Raw genomic sequence first — 20,230 nt, forward strand, 5'->3', positions numbered from 1 at the left:
AGTCATGGCACACAAGAAGGGCGCCTCGTCCACCCGGAACGGCCGCGACTCCAACGCCCAGCGTCTCGGAGTCAAGCGTTTCGGCGGTGAGCTCGTGAACGCCGGTGAGATCATCATCCGGCAGCGCGGCACCCACCACCACCCCGGCGACAACGTCGGCCGTGGCGGCGACGACACGCTGTTCGCGCTGGTCGCGGGCCACGTGCAGTTCGGTCGCAAGCGCGGTCGTCGCGCGGTGAGCATCATCCCGGTCGCGGAGTAAATCCCGCGAAGAACGACGAGAGACCCGAGCCCTCGGGTTTCTCGTCGAGACCGGAGGACGAGGCGGGTCGGTGAGTCCGATCCGCCTCGTTTCATTTTTCTAGGGGAAGCAGGCCATGGCTGATTTCGTCGACCACGTCATCTTGCACATCAAGGCGGGTGACGGCGGCCACGGCTGCGCTTCCATCCACCGCGAGAAGTTCAAGCCGCTGGGCGGCCCCGACGGGGGCAACGGCGGCCCGGGCGGCAACGTGATCCTGGAGGTGGACCCCAACACCTCGACGTTGCTGGAGTACCACCACCGGCCACACCGCAAGGCGGGCAACGGCAAGCAGGGCGCGGGTTCGAACCGGGACGGCGCCCGCGGCGAGGACGTGATCCTCCCGGTCCCCAACGGCACCGTGGTGAAGGACGCCCGTACGGGGGAGGTGCTGGTGGACCTGATCGGCGCCGGCACCCGCTACGTGGCGGCGCAGGGCGGTTTCGGCGGGCTCGGCAACGCCGCGCTGGCCACCTCCAAGCGCAAGGCGCCCGGATTCGCGCTGCTGGGGGAGCCCGGCGACGCCGCCGACATCACGCTGGAGCTGAAGACCGTCGCGGACGTCGCGCTGGTCGGCTTCCCCAACGCCGGCAAGTCCTCGCTGATCGCGGCGCTCTCCGCGGCCCGGCCGAAGATCGCGAACTATCCGTTCACGACGCTCATCCCGAACCTGGGCGTGGTCACGGCGGGCGACGTCGTCTACACCGTGGCGGACGTGCCGGGGCTCATTCCCGGCGCCTCCGAGGGCAAGGGCCTCGGGCACGAGTTCCTGCGCCACGTGGAGCGCTGCTCCACGATCGTGCACGTGCTCGACTGCGCCACCCTGGACCCCGGGCGCGACCCGGTCTCCGACTTCGAGGTCATCGAGGCCGAACTGGCCGCGTACGGCTCGTTGCAGGATCGGCCGCGCATGGTCGTGCTCAACAAGGTGGACGTGCCGGACGCGCGCGAGCTGGCCGATCTGGTCAAACCGCTGCTGGCCGAGCGCGGGATGCGGGTGTTCGAGATCTCCGCGGCGTCCCATGAGGGGCTCAACCCCTTGGCGTACGCGATGGCGGAGATGGTGGCGCGGGCCCGCGCCGAGAAGCCGGTCGAGGAGCCGACGCGGCTGGTCATCCGGCCCAAGCAGCTCGGCGAGGCCGGATTCGCGCTGCGCCGGGTCAACGAGAGCACCTTCCAGCTCACCGGCGAGAAGCCGGAGCGCTGGATCCGGCAGACCGACTTCACCAACGACGAGGCCGTCGGCTACCTGGCCGACCGGCTGGAGCGGCTGGGCGTCGAGGAGGCGCTCATCGAGGCGGGCGCCGACGCGGGCGTCGAGGTGATCATCGGGTCGATGGAGAACGGCTATATCTTCGACTGGCGGCCCTCGGAGGCCGCCCAGACCCGCATCGGCGGCCCCAGGGGCACCGACAACCGGCTGTAGGTAGAGGAGCCGCGTGGGCGAAAGGAGCTTCGTGGGCAGGGACAGGGTCCGTAGCGCAGCGCGGATGGTGGTCAAGGTGGGGTCCTCCTCGCTGACCACCCCGCAGGGCATGATCGACGTCGACCGGGTGGACGCCCTGGTGGACGTGCTCGCCGCCCGCCGCCAGACGGGCACGCAGGTCGTCCTGGTCTCCTCCGGGGCGATCGCCGCCGGGCTGGGGCCGCTCGGCCTGCGGGCCAGGCCCAAGGACCTGGCCACCCAGCAGGCCGCCGCCTCGGTCGGCCAGGGCGTGCTGATCGCCCGCTACACCTCCTCCTTCGCCCGGTACGGCCTGCGCGTCGGCCAGGTCCTGCTCACCGCCGACGACATGATGCGCCGCTCGCACCACCGCAACGCGCAGCGCACCCTGGCCCGGCTGCTCGAACTGGGCATCGTCCCGGTGGTCAACGAGAACGACACGGTGGCCACCGACGAGATCCGGTTCGGCGACAACGACCGGCTGGCCGCCCTGGTCGCGCACCTGACCCACGCCGACGCGATGGTGCTCCTCTCCGACGTGGACGCGCTCTACGACGGCGACCCGCGCAAGGCCGGCTCGGCCAGGATCGCCGAAGTGCGCGGTCCGGAGGACCTGGAGGGGGTCGAGCTCGGCAGCGGCGGCAGCGTCGGCACCGGCGGCATGGTCACCAAGGTGCAGGCCGCCAAGATCGCCACTGGCGCGGGCGTCCCGGTGGTGCTGACCGCCGCCGCGCACGCCGCGCACGCGCTGGCCGGCGCGGACGTCGGCACCTACTTCCACCCGGGCGGGCGCCACCCCGGCACCCGCCTGCTCTGGCTGGCGCACGCCGCGACCGGCCGGGGGCGTCTGCACCTGGACGGGGGCGCGGTCGCCGCCGTCGTGGAGCGCCGCATGTCGCTGCTCCCCGCCGGGGTGCTGAAGGTCGAAGGCGACTTCGCCGCCGGCGACCCCGTAGACCTGTACGGCCCGAGCGGCCACCCGGTCGCCCGCGGCCTGGTCAACTTCGACGCCGGGGAGATCCCCGACCTGCTCGGCCGCTCCACCCGCGAACTGGCCAGCGCGCTCGGCCCGGAGTACGAGCGCGAGCTGATCCACCGTGACGACATCGTCATACTCGAGCCGCACGTCCACTGACGGAGGTATCCGCGATGAGTGAGTTTCTGAAGGTCGCCCAGGCGGCGAAGGACGCCGCCCAGCTGCTGGCTCCGCTCCCGCGCGGCCCGAAGGACCGCGCCCTGCGGGCCATCGCGGACGCCCTGGTGGCCAGGACGGCGGAGATCGTGGCCGCCAACGCCGAGGACGTGGCCAAGGCCAGGGAGGCGGGCACGTCGGAGGCGATGATCGACCGGCTGCGGCTGGACGCGGCCCGGGTGGAGAAGATCGCGGGCGCGGTCCGGGAGGTCGCCGACCTGCCCGACCCGGTGGGCGAGGTGGTGCGCGGGAGCACGCTGCCGAACGGGCTGGAGTTGCGGCAGCTGCGGGTGCCGCTGGGCGTGATCGGGATCATCTACGAGGGCCGTCCGAACGTGACCGTGGACGCGGCGGCGCTCTGCCTGAAGAGCGGCAACGCGGTGCTGCTGCGGGGGTCGTCCAGCGCGTACGCGTCGAACACGGTGCTGGTGCGGGTGATGCAGGAGGCGCTGGCGGAGACCGAGGTGCCCGCCGGGGCGGTGCAGCTGGTGCCGGGCCTGACCAGGGACTCGGTCAAGGAGCTGATGCGGGCGCGCGGCCTGGTGGACGTGCTGATCCCGCGTGGCGGCGCGTCGCTGATCAACAGCGTGGTGGAGGAGTCCACGGTCCCGGTGATCGAGACCGGGGTGGGCACCTGCCACGTCTACGTGGACGCCGACGCCGACCAGGATATGGCGCTGTCCATCCTGATCAACGCCAAGGCGCAGCGCCCGTCGGTGTGCAACGCCGCCGAGACGTTCCTGGTGCACGCGGACATCGCCGACGAGTTCGTGCCGAAGGCCCTGGCGGCGCTCAAGAACGCCGGCGTCACCGTGCACGGCGACCCGGCGATCGCCGCCTACAGCCCCGACGTGGTCCCGGCCACCGAGGACGACTTCTACGCCGAGTACCTGTCCCTGGACATCGCCGCGGCCGTCGTCGGCTCACTCGACGAGGCCGTCGCCCACATCCGCCGGTACGGCTCCGCCCACACCGACGCCATCATCACCCGGTCCCAGCCGGCGGCGCGGCGTTTCACGGCGCTGGTCGACTCGGCGGCGGTCGCCGTGAACGCCTCCACGCGCTTCACCGACGGCGGCGAGTTCGGGTTCGGCGCGGAGATCGGCATCTCCACCCAGAAGCTGCACTCCCGCGGCCCGATGGGCCTGCCGGAGCTGACCTCCACCAAGTGGATCTACACCGGCGACGGGCACATCCGCACCTAGACCGCGGCGGCGACCAGCCGGCGGGATCCCAGGCCGGCGTCGCGGGCCAGCAGGGCGGCGTCCACCCTGCTGTCCGCCTCCAGCTTGCTGAGCACGTTGCTGACGTGGTTGCGCACGGTCTTCGGCGCCAGGTGGAGCTCGCGGGCGATCTCGGCGTTGGAGCGGCCGTCCGCCAGCCGCTCCAGCACCTCGTGCTCGCGCTGGGTCAGCCCGGGAAAGGGGCTGGACGGGGACCTGCCGGTCATCCGGGCCAGCACGCTGGGGCCCAGGCCGGGGCCGAACACCAGGTGACCCAGGGCCACCGACCGCACGGCCGCGGCGATCTCGCCGGGGCTCGCGCCCTTCAGCAGGTAGCCCTGGGCGCCCGCGCGCAGGGCCGCGACCAGGTCGGCATCGTTGTCGGACTGGCCCAGCGCCAGCACCCGTACGCCGGGGCAGCGGCGGCTCAGGTACTCCAGCGCGTCCAGCATGCCCAGGTCGATGAGGACCACGTCGGGGTGAAGGCGGACGGAGAGCCGGAGCGCGTCCAGGGAGTCGGCGGCGGTACCGATCACGGTGATGCCGCTCTCGCGCTCCAGGGCGAAACGGATTCCCTCCGCGTACAGCGGATGCCGGTCCGCCACGACCGCGGTGATGGTGCCGCTCATTTCTCCTCCAACCGACGACGCCCTGATCGTCCAGATCGTCCAGATCGTCCAGATCGACCTGATCGAATGGTGGACCGGAGGTCTTGGGAACGACTTGGCGGTCACTAGCGGGGCAGGACGCGTGTCGCTCCCGGTGACGTTCCGCGAGGTCAATTTCACTTGCTGTCATGGACATACTTATCGCGCTGGGCTTCGTGGTGGTGGTGCTGGTGGTGGCCGACCGGCTGTTGCTGCTGCTGGAGAGCCACGGTCATCTGAACTGGCGCAGGACGGGACGGAAGAAGCTGCCCGAGGAGCCGGGCGTGGGCCTGGAGAAGCTGCTCGAGGAGCCGGTCGGGGAGCGCCGGTGAAGCGGGCGCTCTACGACCTCGCCGCCGTGATCGGCCGGCTGGCGCTGGGCGTCGTCTTCGTCGCGCACGGCTGGGCCAAGGCGCAGCGGGGCGTGGACGCGACCGCGCGCGGGTTCGCAGAGTGGAACATCCCGGCGCCGCGCGTCTCGGCCTGGTTCGTGATCGCCGGCGAACTGGGCGGCGGCATCATGCTCGTGCTCGGGCTGCTGACCGCGCTGGCGGGCGCCGCGCTCTTCGTGATCATGGTGGGGGCGCTGGTGTTCGTGCACGCCGGGCACGGCCTCATGCTGGCCAACTCCGGCTTCGAACTGGTGCTGGCGCTCGGCGCGGTCGCGCTGCTGCTGGCGGTCGGCGGACCCGGGCGGATCAGCCTCGACCACCTGATCTTCGGGCGCCGCCGGGAGGTCAAGCCCGCCGAGGCGGTGCCGCAACCCGTCTGACGTCTGACACGGCGTGCCTCCCGCGATTTGTCGGGGCGGTCCACTAACGTGGGCCACCCTATGGGTGGACGTCTGGGGCGGGTCGGCCCGTACGCGCTGCTGGAGCGGCTGGGCCGCGGTGGAATGGGCGAGGTGTACCTCGCGTCCACCCGGCGCGGCGAGCAGGTCGCCCTGAAGATGCTCCGCGACCCGATCGAGGACGACGCGGAGGCCCGATTACGCCTCGACCGCGAGGTGCGGGCGCTGCGCCGGGTGGAGAGTCCGTACGTGGCGCAGGTGCTGGACGCCGATCTGTCCGGGGACCGGCCGTACCTGGTGATGGAGCACATCAAGGGCGAGACCCTGCTCGACGCCGTACGGCGCCGCGGGCCGCTGGCCCAGACCGAGCTGGTCACGACGGCCCAGGGGCTGGCCACGGCGCTGGCGATCATCCACGCGGCCGGGGTGGTGCACCGGGACCTCAAACCGGCCAACGTGCTGCTCGGCGAGGAGGGGCCGGTCCTGATCGACTTCGGGATCGCCCAGGTCCTGGACGCCACCCGGCTCACCAGGACCGGCACCTTCCTCGGCACACCCGGCTACGCGGCTCCGGAACTGTTCGCCGACGAGGTCGTGGGGGAGCCCGCCGACGTGCATGCCTGGGCGGCCACGGTGGCCTTCGCCGCGACCGGCCGCCCCACGTTCGGCCGGGGCACGGTCGAGTCGCAGATGTACGCGATCCTGCACGGCCAGGCCGACCTCAAGGGCGTACCCGCTGCCCTGCTGCCCCTGATCAGGGCGGCCCTCAACCGCGAACCCGCCAAACGCCCCACCGCCGCCCTCCTCGCGGACCGGCTCCACCGCCTGGCCAGGGCGATCGCTCCGGCTGAGCCGGAACCCGAACCGGAGACCCCGGCCGAGGAAGAGGAACGCCGAACCTGGTTCGGCCGCCGCAAGCCTCCCAAACAATCGCCAAAAGAGCCCTCGGCAACGGCGGATCAGTCCGAGACCCCGGCGGACGGGAAACGCTCCCGCCCGGAAACGACCGCAGACGAACGCAGACGTTTGCGTACGGATTCCGCCGGTGAACGTTCGCGCGCGGACGCGTCCGGAGACGAGCGGAAGCGCTCACGCGTGGAAAGCCCCGAGGACGAGCGCAAGCGCTCGCGGGCGGACGCCTCCGGGGATGAGCGCAAGCGTTTGCGCACGGATTCCACCGGAGAGCGTTCGCGTGCGGATTCTTCCGGAGATGAGCGCAAACGATCGCGTGGCGAAAGCGCTGAGGACGAGCGCAAGCGCCCGCGAGTGGATTCATCCGGGGATGAGCGCAAGCGGTCGCGGACGGATTCGTCCGGGGCTGAGCGGAGGACGACGAGCCGGACAGCCGCGGGGACGGCGCGCGGGCGGGGGAAGGCGGCGACTGAGACCGAGTCGGCCCTGGCCTCGGAGGCGGTCGCGGAGCAGGGGCCGGGGATTCCGACCGGCAACGCGGCGCTCGCCCTGCTGGCCACGTTCGCCGTGCCCTGCGTGGTGGTCTCGGTCGTGTACCCGCTGGCCACCTTCGCGGTCACCGGCGTCTTCGTGGTGCTGGCCAGGGCACTGTGGAGCGGCCACTGGCTGGTCCGGCGGCGGCGTTCCGCGAAGGTCCGCAGCATCCTGCGGGTGCTGTCCTTCCCCCTGACCCTGACCGGCTCGCTGATCGCCGCACTCGCCTGGCCGGGCATTCCCGCCGCGGTGGCCGCGTTCGCCGCCCTCTGGCTGACCGGCGGCGGCCAGCTTCCCCCCGACTGGTGGGATCAGCCGGTTCCCGTCACGGTCGCCGGCGTGGTGTTCGGAGTGGTCTGCGGCGCGATCATCGGCCGCGAAGTGGAACGCATCGGCGCGGAACTCCCCGATCTCCGCAGGGAAGGCCTCCGCGCCCTCGCGGTCCTGGGCGGATTCGTCGCGCTGTGCGCGGCGGCCGTACGAGCGATCGGGCTTTTCGTCTGAAAGGGAGCCCCGGGGTCGTTTGGGGCTCCCTCAGGCGCGCACGGTTAGTTCTCGCGGCGGGCGAACCGGTTGAAGATGCGCTCGCCCGCGTTCACCGCGCCTTCGGCCACGTCACGCAGCACGCCGATGAACGGATCCTGGGACTGCGCCCACGATTCCCGGTAGGAGTTGGCGGCGGCCTTGACCTCCTCGGAGATCTTGGCGTTGGCGTCGTCCTCACGCCGCGGGTAGTCGCCGGCGAGAATCGCCTCGTACTCCCCGGAACGGCGCCAGCGGTCCAGCTCCGCCACCCGCGTCACCGCGAACGGATGCGTGGTCCCGAGCAGGTTGAGGACCTTGAGCAGACCGTCCCGCACGTCGCCGGCCGTGTCGTACTCCCGGGCCTGGTCGAGGAAGGCCTCGATGTTCATCTCGTGCAGCCGCGACCCGCCCGCCAGCTTCATCAGCGCCCGAAGCGCGGCGTCCGGGTCCTGGCCGGCCAGCAGCCCGCCGCGGTCGGCGGACATCTCGGCCTTGCGCGCCCACTCCTCCAGCGCCGCGACGATCACCCGCAGGCCGATGTAGCCGAGGGGGATCCACGCCACCCGCGTGGCCAGGCGGGTGAGGATCTGCAGCATCGTGCCGTACACGGCGTGGCCGGACAGGATGTGCGAGGTCTCGTGGCCGATGACGAAGCGCAGCTCCTCCTCGTCCATCAGGTCGAGGATGCCCGTGGAGACGACGATGAACGGCTCGTCGAAGCCGATCGCCATCGCATACGCCCGCGGGCTCTGCTGGACGTAGACCTCGGGGATGCGGTGCAGGTCCAGGATGTAGGCGCTGTCGCGGCCCATGTCGTAGAGCGCGCGGAACTGGGTGTCGGAGGTGCGAACCGCCGAAGCGAGGAACATCAGGCGCAGACGGCGCTCGCTGAACAGCCCGGACATGCGCTTCAGCACCGAGTCGAACCCGGTCAGCGAGCGCATCGCCACCAGGGCGGACCGGTCCGCGGGATGTTCGTACGCGCGGGAGCTGATTCCAGGCAGCTGGACGCGGTTGCGATCGGGAGTGGTCATGCTGGGCATGCTACGTCGGTGTTTCCGCTGATGCGCATGAACCCGCTTTCAGGTCCGGCGGGGCCCTCGCGTTAGGGTCCGTCCTATGAGGAACGGGGCCGTCACCAGGCGGCTGGGCATCATGGGCGGCACCTTCGACCCCATCCATCACGGGCACCTGGTCGCGGCCAGCGAGGTCGCGCACCACTTCGAGCTGGACGAGGTGGTGTTCGTCCCGACCGGCCAGCCCTGGCAGAAGGCCGACAAGACGGTCTCGGCGGCCGAGGACCGCTACCTCATGACCGTCATCGCGACCGCCTCCAACCCGCGCTTCTCGGTCAGCCGGGTGGACATCGACCGGCCGGGCCCCACCTTCACCATCGACACCCTGCGCGACATCCGCGACGTCTACGGACCCGACGTGGAGCTGTACTTCATCACCGGCGCGGACGCGCTGGCCCAGATCCTGAGCTGGCGGGACGCCGACGAACTCTTCCGGATCGCCCACTTCGTCGGCTGCACCCGGCCGGGGCACACGCTGCACGACCCCGGCCTGCCCGACGGCATGATCAGCCTGACCGAGATCCCCGCGCTGGCCATCTCCTCCTCCGAGTGCCGCGAGCGCGTACGGGCCGGCCAGCCGATCTGGTACCTGGTGCCGGACGGCATCGTGCAGTACATCGGCAAGCGCGGGCTGTACTCGGCCCGGGGCGAGATTGCGGACAGCGGAGAATAGGCTTGAACCGCCGCCGTACGGTGGGCACCCTGGGGAGGGGACTCCTGCCCCACCTGTCAATGGAGGACAGAACCGCATCGTGACCGCATCCGAGAGATCCATCCAGCTGGTCCGGGTCGCCGCCGAGGCCGCGGCCGACAAACTGGCCGACGACATCGTCGCCTACGACGTCAGCGACCGCCTCGTCATCACCGACGCGTTCGTCGTCTGCTCGGCCGCCAACGACCGTCAGGTCCGCGCCATCGTGGACGAGATCGAGGAGCGCCTGCGGGTGGACGCCGCGGCCAAGCCGGTCCGCCGCGAGGGCGAGCGGGAGGGCCGCTGGGTCCTCCTCGACTACATCGACATCGTCGTGCACGTGCAGCACGAGGAGGAGCGCACCTTCTACGCGCTGGAGAGCCTCTGGAAGGACTGCCCCGCCATCGCCCTGCCGGAGAGCGTGACCAAGGTGGCGGCTCAGCGCGCCCGCGGGGCGGCTGAGTGACCAGAAGGATCGTCTGCCTGCGGCACGGGCGGACGCGCTGGAACGTCGAGCACCGCTTTCAGGGCCACACCGACATCCCCCTCGACGAAGTCGGCGTCGCCCAGGCCGCACGGGCGGCCTCGCTGCTGGCCGCGCTCAAACCCACCATGATCATCTCGTCGGACCTGCAGCGCGCCCACCACACCGCGCTGGCGCTGGGCCGCCTCACCGGCCTCGACGTCACCGTCGACAAGGAGCTCAGGGAGCGCGGCGGCGGCGACTGGGAGGGCCTGACCCGGGAGGAGATCAGGGCGGGCTGGCCGGAGGAGTTCCGGAACTGGCAGGCTCCCAACGGGGAGTCGGTGACGGACGTGGCGTACCGGGTCAACGCGGCCGTGCGCCGCTGGGCCGCCGCCCTGGACGAGGACGGTCTCCTGGTGGTCGCCTCGCACGGCGCGGCCATCCGCCTCGGCATCGCGGCCCTCCTGGACCTTCCTGAGCCTCTCTGGCCTGCTCTGGGCGGTCTGGGCAACTGCTCCTGGTCCATCCTCGAGGAGGCCCCGCGCGGCTGGCGCCTGACCGAGCACAACGCCGGCACGCTGCCCACACCGGTCAGTAGCGACGACATCCAGGCCTGACGTTCCGGATCGCGTCGAAAGAGGGTTTCGGCGGCGGCCGCGGGATCGCCTCGGAAAAACGGTTGAAGGGGTGCTTAGGCTGGTAGGGGTCCTGTGTCCCCCTGACCATGCCCCGATGGGTTCCCCTAACCGTGAGGAGTGGCCTGTCTGACGATGTCTGCAGATGGCGAACGATCCGGTCCTCCATCCGTTTCTCACTCGCTCTGGCGGTTGAAGTCCTACCTTCGGCCGTACGTCGGCATCACCATCGTCGTCTGGGTGGCCGCGGTCGCCGGGACCGCGGCGGGGATCGTCGTCCCGCTGGTCAGCGCCGAGATCATCGACGACGCGATCGTCCACCGCGACTCCGGGGCCCTGATCGGCATGGGGCTGCTGGCGCTGGCGCTCGGCGTCACCGAGGCGTTCCTGACCTTCCTGCGGCGCTGGTGCCAGGGCTCCGTGGTCTTCGGCGTGGAGACCGCGATCCGCAACGATCTCTACGCGCACCTGCAGCGGCTGCCGATGAGCTTCCACGACGAGTGGCAGTCCGGCCAGCTGCTCTCCCGGGCCACCACCGACTTATCCACGATCCGCAGGTTCTTCGGCTTCGGCGCGCTGTTCCTGGTCATGAACATCCTCCAGCTGATCACGGTCACCGTGCTGCTGCTCCACATGTACTGGCCGCTCGGCCTGCTGGTGGCGGTGTCGGCGGCGCCGATCGTGTACGTCTCGATCAAGTTCGAGCGCCGCTACATGGTGGTCTCCCGCCAGGTCCAGGACGAGCAGGGCGACCTCGCCACCACGGTGGAGGAGTCGGCGCTCGGCATCCGTACGATCAAGGCCTTCGGCCGGGGCCGCCACGTCTTCGAGAACTACGACGAGCAGGCCAGGAAGGTGCACCGCACCTCGATGACCAAGGTACGGCTGGCCTCCCGGTTCTTCACCTTCCTGGAGGTCATCCCCAACGTCACCCTGGGCCTGGTCCTCCTGCTCGGGGCGATCGCGGTCGGCGGCGGCGGGCTGACCGTGGGCACGCTGGTGGCGTTCACCACGTTCGTCCTGCAGCTCGTCTGGCCGGTGGCCTCGCTCGGCTACATCCTGGCCATGGGGCAGGAGGCGATGACCGCGGCCGACCGGGTGATGGAGGTCCTGGACACCCCGCCGTCGATCGTCGGCGGCGCCGCCGTGATCGCCCGGCCGCGCGGGCATCTGCGCTTCGAAAGCGTCGGGTTCCGCTTCCCCGGTGCCGCCGAGCCGGTGCTGCGGGACGTCAGCCTGGACGTACGCCCCGGGGAGACCGTGGCCATCGTCGGGGCCACCGGCTCGGGCAAGACCACGCTCACCGCGCTGGTGCCCCGGCTGGCCGACGTCACGGCCGGGCGGGTCACCATCGACGGGCAGGACGTCCGGGATCTCACCCTGCCCGCGCTGCGCTCGGTGGTGGCGACCGCGTTCGAGGAGCCCACGCTGTTCTCGATGAGCGTGCGCGAGAACATCACGCTCGGCCACGGCGACGCCGGCGAGGCCGAGGTCCGGGCCGCGCTGGAGATCGCCCAGGCCACCTTCGCGTACGAGCTGCCCTGGGGTCTGGACACCCGGATCGGCGAGCAGGGCATGTCGCTGTCCGGCGGGCAGCGGCAGCGGCTCGCGCTGGCCCGCGCGGTGCTCGGCCGCCCCAAGATCCTCGTGCTGGACGACACGCTGTCGGCGCTGGACGTGGAGACCGAGGCGCTGGTGGAGGAGGCGCTGCGGCGGGTGCTGGCCGACGCGACCGGCCTGGTGGTGGCGCACCGGGCCTCCACGGTGCTGCTCGCCGACCGGGTCGCGATGCTGCGCGACGGCACGATCGCGCACGTCGGCACCCACCACGCGCTGCTCAACGAGGTGCCGGAGTACCGCGCGCTGCTGGCCGCCGAGGAGGTGCTGCGATGACAGTCCGGGAGTGGCGCGGGGTCGCCGCCGAGAACCAGGACGACGTGCCCGAGCGCGTCTCGCTGCTGCTGCGCGCCCGTTCCCGGCGGCTGCTGGGCGACCTGATGCGCCCGCACCGGCGGGCCATCGCCGGGATGATCGCGGTCATCGTGCTGTCCAACGCCGCGGGGCTGGCCATTCCGTACCTGGTGAAGGTGGGCATCGACGACGGGATCCCGCCGATGGCGCGCGGCGAGGGCCCGGCCACGCTGGTCGTGATCGTGGCCGCGATCTTCGGGGCGGCGATCGCACAGGCGATGACCCGGCAGGCGTTCCTGCGCACCTCCGGCCGGATCGGGCAGGACATCCTGCTGGAGCTGCGGCGGCGGGTCTTCACCCACTTCCAGCGGCTGTCGCTGGCCTTCCACGAGAAGTACACCTCCGGGCGGGTCATCTCGCGGCTCACCTCGGACGTGGAGGCCATCGCGGAACTGCTCCAGGCGGGCTTCGACGGCCTGGTCACGGCGGTGCTCACGCTGGCCGGGACGGCGGTCGTGCTGGTGGTGCTGGACGTCCAGCTGGGGCTGGTGGCGCTGGCGCCGCTGCCGTTGCTGCTGCTGGCCACCCGGTGGTTCCGGCGGGCGTCGGGGGTCGCGTACCGGCGGACGAGGGAGACGGTGGCGCTGGTCATCGTGCACTTCGTGGAGTCCATGACCGGGATCAAGGCGGCCCAGACGTTCCGCCGCGAACCGCGCAACCAGGAGATCTTCGACGAGCTCAACGAGGACTACCGGGCCGCCAACCAGCGCAGCATGCAGCTGGTCGCGATCTTCATGCCGGGCATCAAACTGATCGGCAACGTCACGATCGCGCTCGTCCTCGTGTACGGCGGGTGGCTGGCCTTCCACGGCGAGGTCACGGCCGGCGTGGTGGCGGCCTTCCTGCTCTATCTGCGGCAGTTCTACGAGCCGATGCAGGAGATCTCGCAGTTCTACAACACGCTGCAGTCGGCGGGGGCGGCGCTGGAGAAGCTGTCCGGCGTGCTGGAGGAGCCGCCCTCGGTGCCCGAACCCGAACGTCCCGTCCCGCTGGAGGCGGCCAGGGGAGCGGTGCGATTCGCGGGCGTACGGTTCTCGTACAAGCCGGACATCCCCGTGCTGCATCGCCTGGATCTGGACATCCCGGCCGGGCAGACGGTCGCCGTGGTGGGTGCCACCGGTGCGGGCAAGACCACCCTGGCCAAGCTGATCTCCCGCTTCTACGACCCGATCGACGGCCGGGTCCTGCTCGACGGCGTGGATCTGCGCGACCTGGACGAGGCCACGCTGCGCCAGGCCGTCGTCATGGTCACCCAGGAGAACTTCCTGTTCAGCGGCACCGTCGCGGACAACATCCGGCTGGGCGGGCCGGACGCCCCGATGCGCGACGTGGTCGCCGCGGCCACCGCCATCGGCGCGCACGAGTTCGTGCTGAGCCTGCCCGGCGGGTACGACGCCGAGGTGGGCAAGCGAGGGGGCCGCATGTCGGCGGGGCAGCGGCAGCTGGTCGCCTTCGCGCGCGCCTTCCTGGCCGATCCGGCCGTGCTGATCCTGGACGAGGCCACCTCCAGCCTCGACGTGCCGAGCGAACGGCTGGTCCAGCGGGCGCTGCGCACGATCCTGGCCGGGCGGACCGCGATGATCATCGCGCACCGGCTGTCCACCGTGGAGATCGCGGACCGGGTGCTGGTCGTCGACGGCGGGAGGGTGGTCGAGGACGGGACGCCCGCCGAGCTGATCGCCGCCGCGGGGCGGTTCGCCGGGCTGCACAACGCCTGGCTGGACAGCCTCGCCTCCTAGATCTGCCGCAGGTAGGCGAGGGAGGGCACGAAGAAGTACTCGCCGCCGCGCATGGTCACGGTCTGCGGGAGACGCGCGATCGCGCGGGCGACGGGCGCGTCCCAGGCCTCCGGGAGGCGGGTCGGGACCTCGCGGGGACCCTGACCTGCTACGGGATCAGGGCCGGTGTTTTCGGCGGGGTACGACGGGTTGTTGACCCAACTCTGCTGGACGAACTCGAACTGGGTCTCCAGGCTGGCGTTGAAGGCCATGAACAGCAGGCCCACGCCGCAGGTGGGGCGGGTCTCCGGAGGCGCGTCGTCCCACGGCTGGTCGGTACGCACCCCGTAGGTCTGGCCGCGCCGGGCCATCATGACCCCGCGTTCCAGGCCGTCCCGCGGATTGGCCTTACGGATGTGCGCCGACAACGGGCATCTCCCGCCGGAGTCACCGCCGTAACGGAAGTCGTTGCGTACCGCCCAGCCGTCCGGATGGGGTTCCGGGTTCAGGTGCAGGGGAGTCCCGTTCCTGAACCGCCCGACCAGCAGGGCGCCCGCCCGCGCCTCCGACAGCCCGAGCGCCTCCGCCAGGTCCTGTACGGCCTGCTGGAAGGCGCGCACGTTCTGTTCGAGCTTGCGGAAGACGAGATAGCTGCCGAAGTGGCGGCCGGGGTCCGGGGCGAGCGGGTCGGGGACCAGGATCTGGGCCAGCGGGAAGAACGGGTTCCAGTCGTGGGCGGGCTCCTTGACAACCTGGTCGGCCAGGAAGAGGGGCTGGCTGCGGCCGTGCGCGTAGCCGAAGTGCTCGATGCCCTCCCCGGCCTTGTCGCGCTGCGCGACGCCGGTCTCCTCGCCGAGCACGCGGGCTTCCGGCGGGACCAGCGCGCGGATCCGCGCCAGCACCCTCCGGTGGGCCGCCGCGTCGGCGTCCGCGACGATCACGACGGCGTGGATGTCCCGCTGGTATGCCGCGTCCCATTCGTGACTGGGCGGATCATCCAGGATTCTCCCCCGCTTCTTCATCCCCTCCTGGAAGGCCAAATCCCCAAATTTCCGTAAATCCGAAATTTCATGGCCTAGATGGCGATATCCGGATCTGCTTAGGCCGAGGCCGATGTAGGGGGTGCCGCGGATGCCGTACCGGCTGAATCGGCGGATCTCTTCCAGGTGGGTTCCTGCCGACTTCATCAGCGGTGCCAGCGCCCGCACGAAACGCCTCCCATCGGCCGGTACGGCGAAGCGGAGCAGCAGCACCGTGAGGTGTTCCCGCACGTGGGAGCGGAGAATGTTGGGCTGGAGGGTGGCCAGCATCTCCCGTGTGTCGGCGTCCAGATCGGCCGAATCCCACGCGAGCGGCTTCCGGTTGAACAGCGGCACCGCCATGTGGTCCATCCCCCTTGCCGTGGTTCTCAGGCCCCCAACACCATTGAGTCCGGAGAAGTGGGAAATGTTTCGGTTGCTAGTTGGGAGAAATCGGGCGCTGCATACCGGGTCAAGTGGGTAAATCCAGGTGCATGACTCACAAGGTGGCACTAGGCGTCGAAGAGGAGTTCCACGTCGTCGATGTTGTGAGCCGGAGGCTGACCCCGCAGGCGCACGTGGTGCTGGACGGGCTGCCCAAGGCCAATTTCTCCGCTGAGCTCCAGCGGGCCGTGGTCGAGACCAACAGCCAGCCCACCACCGACTTGGCCGCACTCCGCGCCGACCTGATCGACCTGCGCCGCCGCCTCATCGCGGCCGCGGAACCCCACGGACTGGGCATCGCCGGCGCGGGGACGTCGCCCTTGCACGGTGTCAGCGGGTTCATGCTCACCGCCGACGAGCGTTACCAGTACCTGCACGACACCTATCAGTTCATCGCCAGGGAGCAGCTGATCTGCGGCGCCCAGGTTCATGTGGACATCGACGACCGCGATCTCGCCGTTTTGGTGGCGCAGCGGGTGGAACCGTTTCTGCCCGCGTTGCTCGCGTTGAGCGCCAGTTCGCCGTACTGGTTCGAGGCTGACAGCGGCTACGCCAGCAGCCGGGCGATGGCCTGGCAGCGCTGGCCCACCGCCGGCATGATCGGCCCCTTCCAGGGCGCCGCCGAGTACGACCAGGCGGTGGCCGACCTGGTCACCTCCGGAGTGATCGACGACCCCGGCATGGTCTACTTCGACATCCGCCTGTCCTCGCACGTGCCCACCATGGAACTACGCATCTGCGACGCCTGCCCCCTCGTCGACGACGTCATCCTCCTCGCCGGCCTCTTCCGCGCGCTCGTCGTCCGCGAGACCACGGCGATCGAGGCGGGCTCCCCGCCCCGGGGGGACATCCGGCCCACACTGCTGCGCGCGGCCCACTGGCGGGCGGCTCGGTCGGGGCTGGAAGGCGACCTGATCTCCCCGGTGGACGGCAAGCCCGTACCGGCCCGCAGCCTCGTCGAATGGCTCCTGCAGGAACTGCGCCCCACCCTGGAACAACTCGACGACTGGCCCACGGTCGCGGGCCTCGCCGCCGGCGCGCTGACCCGTGGCAGCTCCGCAGCCCGCCAACGAGCCGCCTTCAACAAACACGGCCAACTCACCGACGTAGTCGACCTACTCCTAACCGAAACCGCATCCGACTGACCACCCTCACGACAGGGCCGTTCGGCGATTCGTGCTTGAGCCCTCGGCGGGCGGTGGCGATCTGGGGCTGACCGCTCGCACGACAGGGCCGTTCGGCGATTCCCGCGTTGTTTCCGTCGCGGCGGGGCCACTCGACGTTTCTCGCGCTCTTCTCAGATCTGCGGTCTGGGCTTCTCGGACGTGACGGGATCGGGCGGTGATTCCCAGGACCGACGCGACGGGGTGTGTGGTGATCTCCGCGTTTCCCGGATGCGCGGGATGGCGCGATGATCTCCGCGTTTCTCGATATGGCGGGGTTATGCGGTGATCCCGGGTCCTTGTTCGACGCAGTGGAATCATTTGGCGGTCCTGGGAGTGTTTTGCGACGCGGCGGGGTCAACCGTGATCTCGGGTTCTCCTCCGGGTGGAGGAGGTTTCTGTCGGGGGTGGCGTTTACGCTTCGGGCGTGGCTTGGATCGAGAGCATCTTCGAGCCGGACTACATTTCGGTCCGGCTGGGGATCCTGCTCGCCGCGCTGGTGGGCGATCTGCTCTGGATTCTGCCCGGGGTGAGTGGCAGGGACTGGGTGCTGGCGCTCGTCGCGCTCGCGCTCAGCGCGATCTGCCGCTGGTCGACGCTCGCCGCGCTGCTGATCCAGTCGGGCGTGCTCCTGTTCGCCGATCACTACGGCTTCGGCGTCGCCCCACTGCTGAAGGTGCTGGCCTGCGTGCTGCTGTTCGAGCTGGCCGTGCGGGCCACGGGACGGCAGGTCGTGGTCGGGGCGGTCGTGCTGGGTGTGGTGGTCTGCTTCAACCTGCTCGACAAACTGCCCGCCACCATCGGCGCGGTCGGCTACCGCATGGTCATCGTCGTCGGGGTCCCGCTGCTGCTCGGCGGCTACGTCCGGCTTGTCCGCGACGCCGCCCGTCGGGAGCGTGACAGCGCCGCCGAACGCATCGCCGCGGCCCGCGCCGCCGAACGCACCGCCATCGCCAGAGAACTACACGACCTGGTCGCCCACCACGTCTCCTCGATGGTCCTGCGCGTCGGCGTGGCCCGCCACGTGCTCCGTCCGGGAACCGACCCCCGGATCGCCGAAGTCCTCGACGACCTGCACACCTCCAGCACGGCCGCCCTGGCCGACCTCCGCGAACTCGTGGGCGTCCTACGCGACCCCGCGTCCTTACCCGCCACCTTCTCCGCCACCGCCTTCGTGGACCCGGGCGGCCTGCCCGACGCGCTCACCGTGGTCATCGACCGAGCCCGAGCAACCGGCCTGCGCATCGACGCCACCATCGACCCCGCCGCCACCCAACTGGACCCTCTGCGCGGCATCACCGTGCTCCGCCTCACCCAGGAGGCCCTCGCCAACACCCTCCGCCACGCCGGCCCGACCGCCCACGTCACCCTGAGCGTCACCGTGGAACCCGACGACTCAGTCCAGATCCAGATCGAAGACGGCGGCCGTACCCCGCGCGACTCCGGCGATACCCCCACCGTCTGGCGCCCGGCCGGCCCGGGAGAAGGACACGGCCTGGTGGGCATGAGAGAACGCGTCGAACTACTGGGCGGCCACCTGTCCGTCGGCCCGATCGGAAAGGGCTGGCACCTCAGCGCGACGTTACCCGCCGAGCGCGAAAAGTCCCGAGGCAGAAGAGAGATCGAAGTCTGATGCCAGATTCGAAGACAGCACTCGAAGCGTATGCCGGACCGGGCAACGAGAGGTCGAAGTGTGATGCCGGACTGGGCACCGGGAGGTCGAAGCATGATGCAAGTCGGGGATGACAGGGCGAGATGTGATGCCGGATGGGAGGCGAGGGGTTGGGGTGTGATGTTGGGTTTGGGGGATGGGGGGTGATGGTGTGATCCGGGTTCTGCTTGTGGACGATCAGCATTTGGTTCGCATGGGGCTGCGGATGTTGTTTGATTCTGCGCCGGATATCGAGGTGGTGGGGGAGGCCGCGAACGGAGCCGATGCGGTGCGATTGGTGGATGACGCCGTGCCCGATGTGGTGCTCATGGATCTGCGTATGCCGGGGCTGGATGGCGTGGCCGCGACCCGGCGGATCATGTCGGCCCGGCCGTCGACCCGGATTCTCGCGCTCACCACGTTCGATGACGATGACCATCTTTACCCGGTGCTCTCCGCCGGGGCCTGCGGCTTCCTGGTCAAGGACACCGCTCCGGCGGATCTGCTGGACGCCGTGCGCCGCGCCGCCGAAGGCGATCGTGCCTTCAGCCCCAACGCCCTGGCCCGCCTGGTCGACCAGGCCATGGCCAACCGGACGACCGCCGCTCCGCCGCCACTACCGCTGACCCGCAGAGAACACGAGATCCTCGCCCTGATCGGCGAGGGACTGTCCAACCCCGAAATCGCCGTCCGCCTCAACGTCGGCGTCACCACCGTGAAGACCCACGTCTCCAGTGTCATGATCAAAACCGGCTGCCCCAACCGCATCCGCCTGGCCATCCTGGCTTCCCAACACAATCTGACCTGACCACGCGTTCCGCCTTCAGCGACGGGAACGCGAAGGGCGGGGTCGAGGGGGGACGCATACTCCGAGCCCGACGCTGAGGCGCCCTCAAGGTGTGCCGAGCCCGACGCTGAGGCGCCCTGGAGATACCCGAGCCTGACGCTGAGGCGCCCTGGAGACACCCGAGCTGACGCTGAGGCGCCCTGGACGGTGCGCCTAGCCCGACGCTGAGGCGCCCTGGAGATACCCGAGCCTGACGCCGAGCCGCCCTACGGGGGCGACGATCGCCCTTGTGCCGCAGCCGGAGCGAAACCCGCTCATCGTCTGCATCATTCGGGCAGCCAGCACCGCGCATGGGATGCGGCCGTCAAGAATCGCCGTCAGGGTTTGGCCGTGCGACGGCTGCGCAGCGCGATGAAACGCGATGATCGGCAGCACCGGAGATGGACAGATAGCCGCTGCCGTCTGACCGACTGTGCCGCGCGATGCGCTCGCCATGCGCTCGCCATGCGCCAGTTCGGGCGGCTGGCGTCCGTGCGTACGGGGCCGTCAGGGTTTGGCTGTGCGGCGTTTGAGCAGCCAGACGAAGCCGATGATCGGGAGGACCAGGGGGATGAACAGGTAGCCGCTGCCGTAGCCGGACCAGACGGTGGCGTGGGGGAACGCCGCTGGGTCCAGCAGGCTGAGGGTGCCCACGATCAGTACGCCTGCCAGTTCGAAGCCGCAGGCCACGAGGGCGAGCCGTCGATGCCCACGGGCGAGCGCGACTGTCAGCAGGATGTACACGACCGCCGCCACTGCGGACAACAGGTAGGCCACGGGTGCCTCGCTGAATCGCGTCGCGATCTGGACACCCGCCCGGGACGTGGCCGCGATCGCGAAGACCGCGTAGACGGCGACCAGCACCCGGCCGGGCCCACCGCCCAGTCGCGGCGCAGGCGTCCCGTCGGCGCCGCCGCCGGTTTCGCCTCCGGTCTTGGCGATCCGGTTCACGCGGTGCCGTTCCAGATCTGGAGCAAGCGCCCGGTCATGACCGCGACCGTG

19 protein-coding genes are annotated in these 20,230 nt (G+C 70.5%); 15 read left to right on the forward strand and 4 right to left on the reverse strand.

The genetic code is table 11. The annotated features are described in order from the left end of the window. Positions 1–4 precede the first annotated feature (4 nt). From rpmA to Aph01nite_RS31490, 4 genes are all read left to right on the forward strand, one after another. Entirely contained in the window at positions 5–262 is a 258-nt protein-coding gene (gene rpmA / locus Aph01nite_RS31475) for a 50S ribosomal protein L27 (protein ID WP_204044673.1), read from the forward strand. Positions 263–377: 115 nt separating this feature from the next. Beyond that, the gene (obgE, locus tag Aph01nite_RS31480) at positions 378–1,727 is read left to right on the forward strand and encodes a GTPase ObgE (RefSeq protein WP_204044674.1); all 1,350 of its coding nucleotides are present in this window, start codon (positions 378–380) and stop codon (positions 1,725–1,727) included. A gap of 64 nt (positions 1,728–1,791) precedes the next feature. Further along, a complete protein-coding gene (gene proB, locus Aph01nite_RS31485) occupies positions 1,792–2,880 on the forward strand; it encodes a glutamate 5-kinase (RefSeq protein WP_204044693.1) in 1,089 nt (362 codons plus the stop codon). Between the two features lie 14 nt (positions 2,881–2,894). Further along, positions 2,895–4,142 (forward strand): glutamate-5-semialdehyde dehydrogenase, encoded by a 1,248-nt coding sequence (locus Aph01nite_RS31490; RefSeq protein WP_204044675.1) that lies wholly within the window; start codon positions 2,895–2,897, stop codon positions 4,140–4,142. Here Aph01nite_RS31490 and Aph01nite_RS31495 read toward each other — a convergent pair. Then, positions 4,139–4,789, reverse strand: coding sequence for a LuxR C-terminal-related transcriptional regulator (locus Aph01nite_RS31495; RefSeq protein WP_204044676.1), 651 nt, complete (start codon positions 4,787–4,789; stop codon positions 4,139–4,141). The genes Aph01nite_RS31490 and Aph01nite_RS31495 overlap by 4 nt on opposite strands. A 167-nt stretch (positions 4,790–4,956) precedes the next feature. Between Aph01nite_RS31495 and Aph01nite_RS31500 the strand changes: the two genes are divergently transcribed. The 3 genes from Aph01nite_RS31500 to Aph01nite_RS31510 are packed head-to-tail and all read left to right on the forward strand — an operon-like array spanning position 4,957 to position 7,547. Beyond that, a complete protein-coding gene (locus Aph01nite_RS31500) occupies positions 4,957–5,139 on the forward strand; it encodes a hypothetical protein (protein WP_204044677.1) in 183 nt (60 codons plus the stop codon). Next, positions 5,136–5,579, forward strand: coding sequence for a DoxX family protein (locus tag Aph01nite_RS31505; RefSeq protein WP_204044678.1), 444 nt, complete (start codon positions 5,136–5,138; stop codon positions 5,577–5,579). The genes Aph01nite_RS31500 and Aph01nite_RS31505 overlap by 4 nt, the downstream gene beginning before the upstream one ends. A 60-nt stretch (positions 5,580–5,639) precedes the next feature. Then, positions 5,640–7,547, forward strand: coding sequence for a serine/threonine protein kinase (locus Aph01nite_RS31510; protein WP_204044679.1), 1,908 nt, complete (start codon positions 5,640–5,642; stop codon positions 7,545–7,547). A 44-nt stretch (positions 7,548–7,591) separates the two neighbouring features. Here the strand turns inward: Aph01nite_RS31510 and Aph01nite_RS31515 are convergent, their stop codons facing one another. Then, on the reverse strand, positions 7,592–8,611 hold the full coding sequence (locus tag Aph01nite_RS31515; protein ID WP_204044680.1) for a M48 family metallopeptidase: 1,020 nt from the start codon (positions 8,609–8,611) through the stop codon (positions 7,592–7,594). A gap of 76 nt (positions 8,612–8,687) precedes the next feature. Here Aph01nite_RS31515 and nadD point away from each other — a divergent pair, with 76 nt between their 5' ends. The 5 genes from nadD (at position 8,688) to Aph01nite_RS31540 (ending at position 14,146) form a co-directional block, all read left to right on the forward strand. Continuing rightward, complete coding sequence (gene nadD / locus Aph01nite_RS31520; protein WP_204044681.1) at positions 8,688–9,317, forward strand: nicotinate-nucleotide adenylyltransferase; 630 nt, start codon at positions 8,688–8,690, stop codon at positions 9,315–9,317. Between the two features lie 79 nt (positions 9,318–9,396). Then, a complete protein-coding gene (rsfS, locus tag Aph01nite_RS31525) occupies positions 9,397–9,801 on the forward strand; it encodes a ribosome silencing factor (protein ID WP_204044682.1) in 405 nt (134 codons plus the stop codon). Next, the gene (locus Aph01nite_RS31530; RefSeq protein ID WP_204044683.1) at positions 9,798–10,418 is read left to right on the forward strand and encodes a histidine phosphatase family protein; all 621 of its coding nucleotides are present in this window, start codon (positions 9,798–9,800) and stop codon (positions 10,416–10,418) included. The genes rsfS and Aph01nite_RS31530 overlap by 4 nt, the downstream gene beginning before the upstream one ends. Positions 10,419–10,628: 210 nt before the next feature. Further along, a complete protein-coding gene (locus tag Aph01nite_RS31535) occupies positions 10,629–12,329 on the forward strand; it encodes an ABC transporter ATP-binding protein (protein WP_239162124.1) in 1,701 nt (566 codons plus the stop codon). Further along, complete coding sequence (locus tag Aph01nite_RS31540; protein ID WP_204044685.1) at positions 12,326–14,146, forward strand: ABC transporter ATP-binding protein; 1,821 nt, start codon at positions 12,326–12,328, stop codon at positions 14,144–14,146. The genes Aph01nite_RS31535 and Aph01nite_RS31540 overlap by 4 nt, the downstream gene beginning before the upstream one ends. Here the strand turns inward: Aph01nite_RS31540 and Aph01nite_RS31545 are convergent. After that, positions 14,143–15,507 (reverse strand): Dyp-type peroxidase, encoded by a 1,365-nt coding sequence (locus Aph01nite_RS31545; protein WP_204044686.1) that lies wholly within the window; start codon positions 15,505–15,507, stop codon positions 14,143–14,145. The two genes, Aph01nite_RS31540 and Aph01nite_RS31545, sit on opposite strands and share 4 nt — an antisense overlap. Positions 15,508–15,638: 131 nt before the next feature. Between Aph01nite_RS31545 and Aph01nite_RS31550 the strand changes: the two genes are divergently transcribed. The 3 genes from Aph01nite_RS31550 to Aph01nite_RS31560 all read left to right on the forward strand — a co-directional run bounded on the left by Aph01nite_RS31550 (position 15,639) and on the right by Aph01nite_RS31560 (position 19,210). Beyond that, the gene (locus Aph01nite_RS31550; RefSeq protein WP_204044687.1) at positions 15,639–16,733 is read left to right on the forward strand and encodes a carboxylate-amine ligase; all 1,095 of its coding nucleotides are present in this window, start codon (positions 15,639–15,641) and stop codon (positions 16,731–16,733) included. A 445-nt stretch (positions 16,734–17,178) separates the two neighbouring features. Continuing rightward, positions 17,179–18,384, forward strand: coding sequence for a sensor histidine kinase (locus Aph01nite_RS31555; protein ID WP_204044688.1), 1,206 nt, complete (start codon positions 17,179–17,181; stop codon positions 18,382–18,384). A gap of 190 nt (positions 18,385–18,574) precedes the next feature. Beyond that, complete coding sequence (locus Aph01nite_RS31560; protein WP_204044689.1) at positions 18,575–19,210, forward strand: response regulator transcription factor; 636 nt, start codon at positions 18,575–18,577, stop codon at positions 19,208–19,210. 525 nt (positions 19,211–19,735) lie between these two features. On the opposite strand, the gene Aph01nite_RS31565 is transcribed toward Aph01nite_RS31560, so the two are convergent. Next, on the reverse strand, positions 19,736–20,113 hold the full coding sequence (locus Aph01nite_RS31565) for a hypothetical protein (RefSeq protein WP_204044694.1): 378 nt from the start codon (positions 20,111–20,113) through the stop codon (positions 19,736–19,738). Positions 20,114–20,230: the final 117 nt, after the last annotated feature.

The organism is Acrocarpospora phusangensis (assembly GCF_016862995.1).
Classification (GTDB): domain Bacteria; phylum Actinomycetota; class Actinomycetes; order Streptosporangiales; family Streptosporangiaceae; genus Acrocarpospora; species Acrocarpospora phusangensis.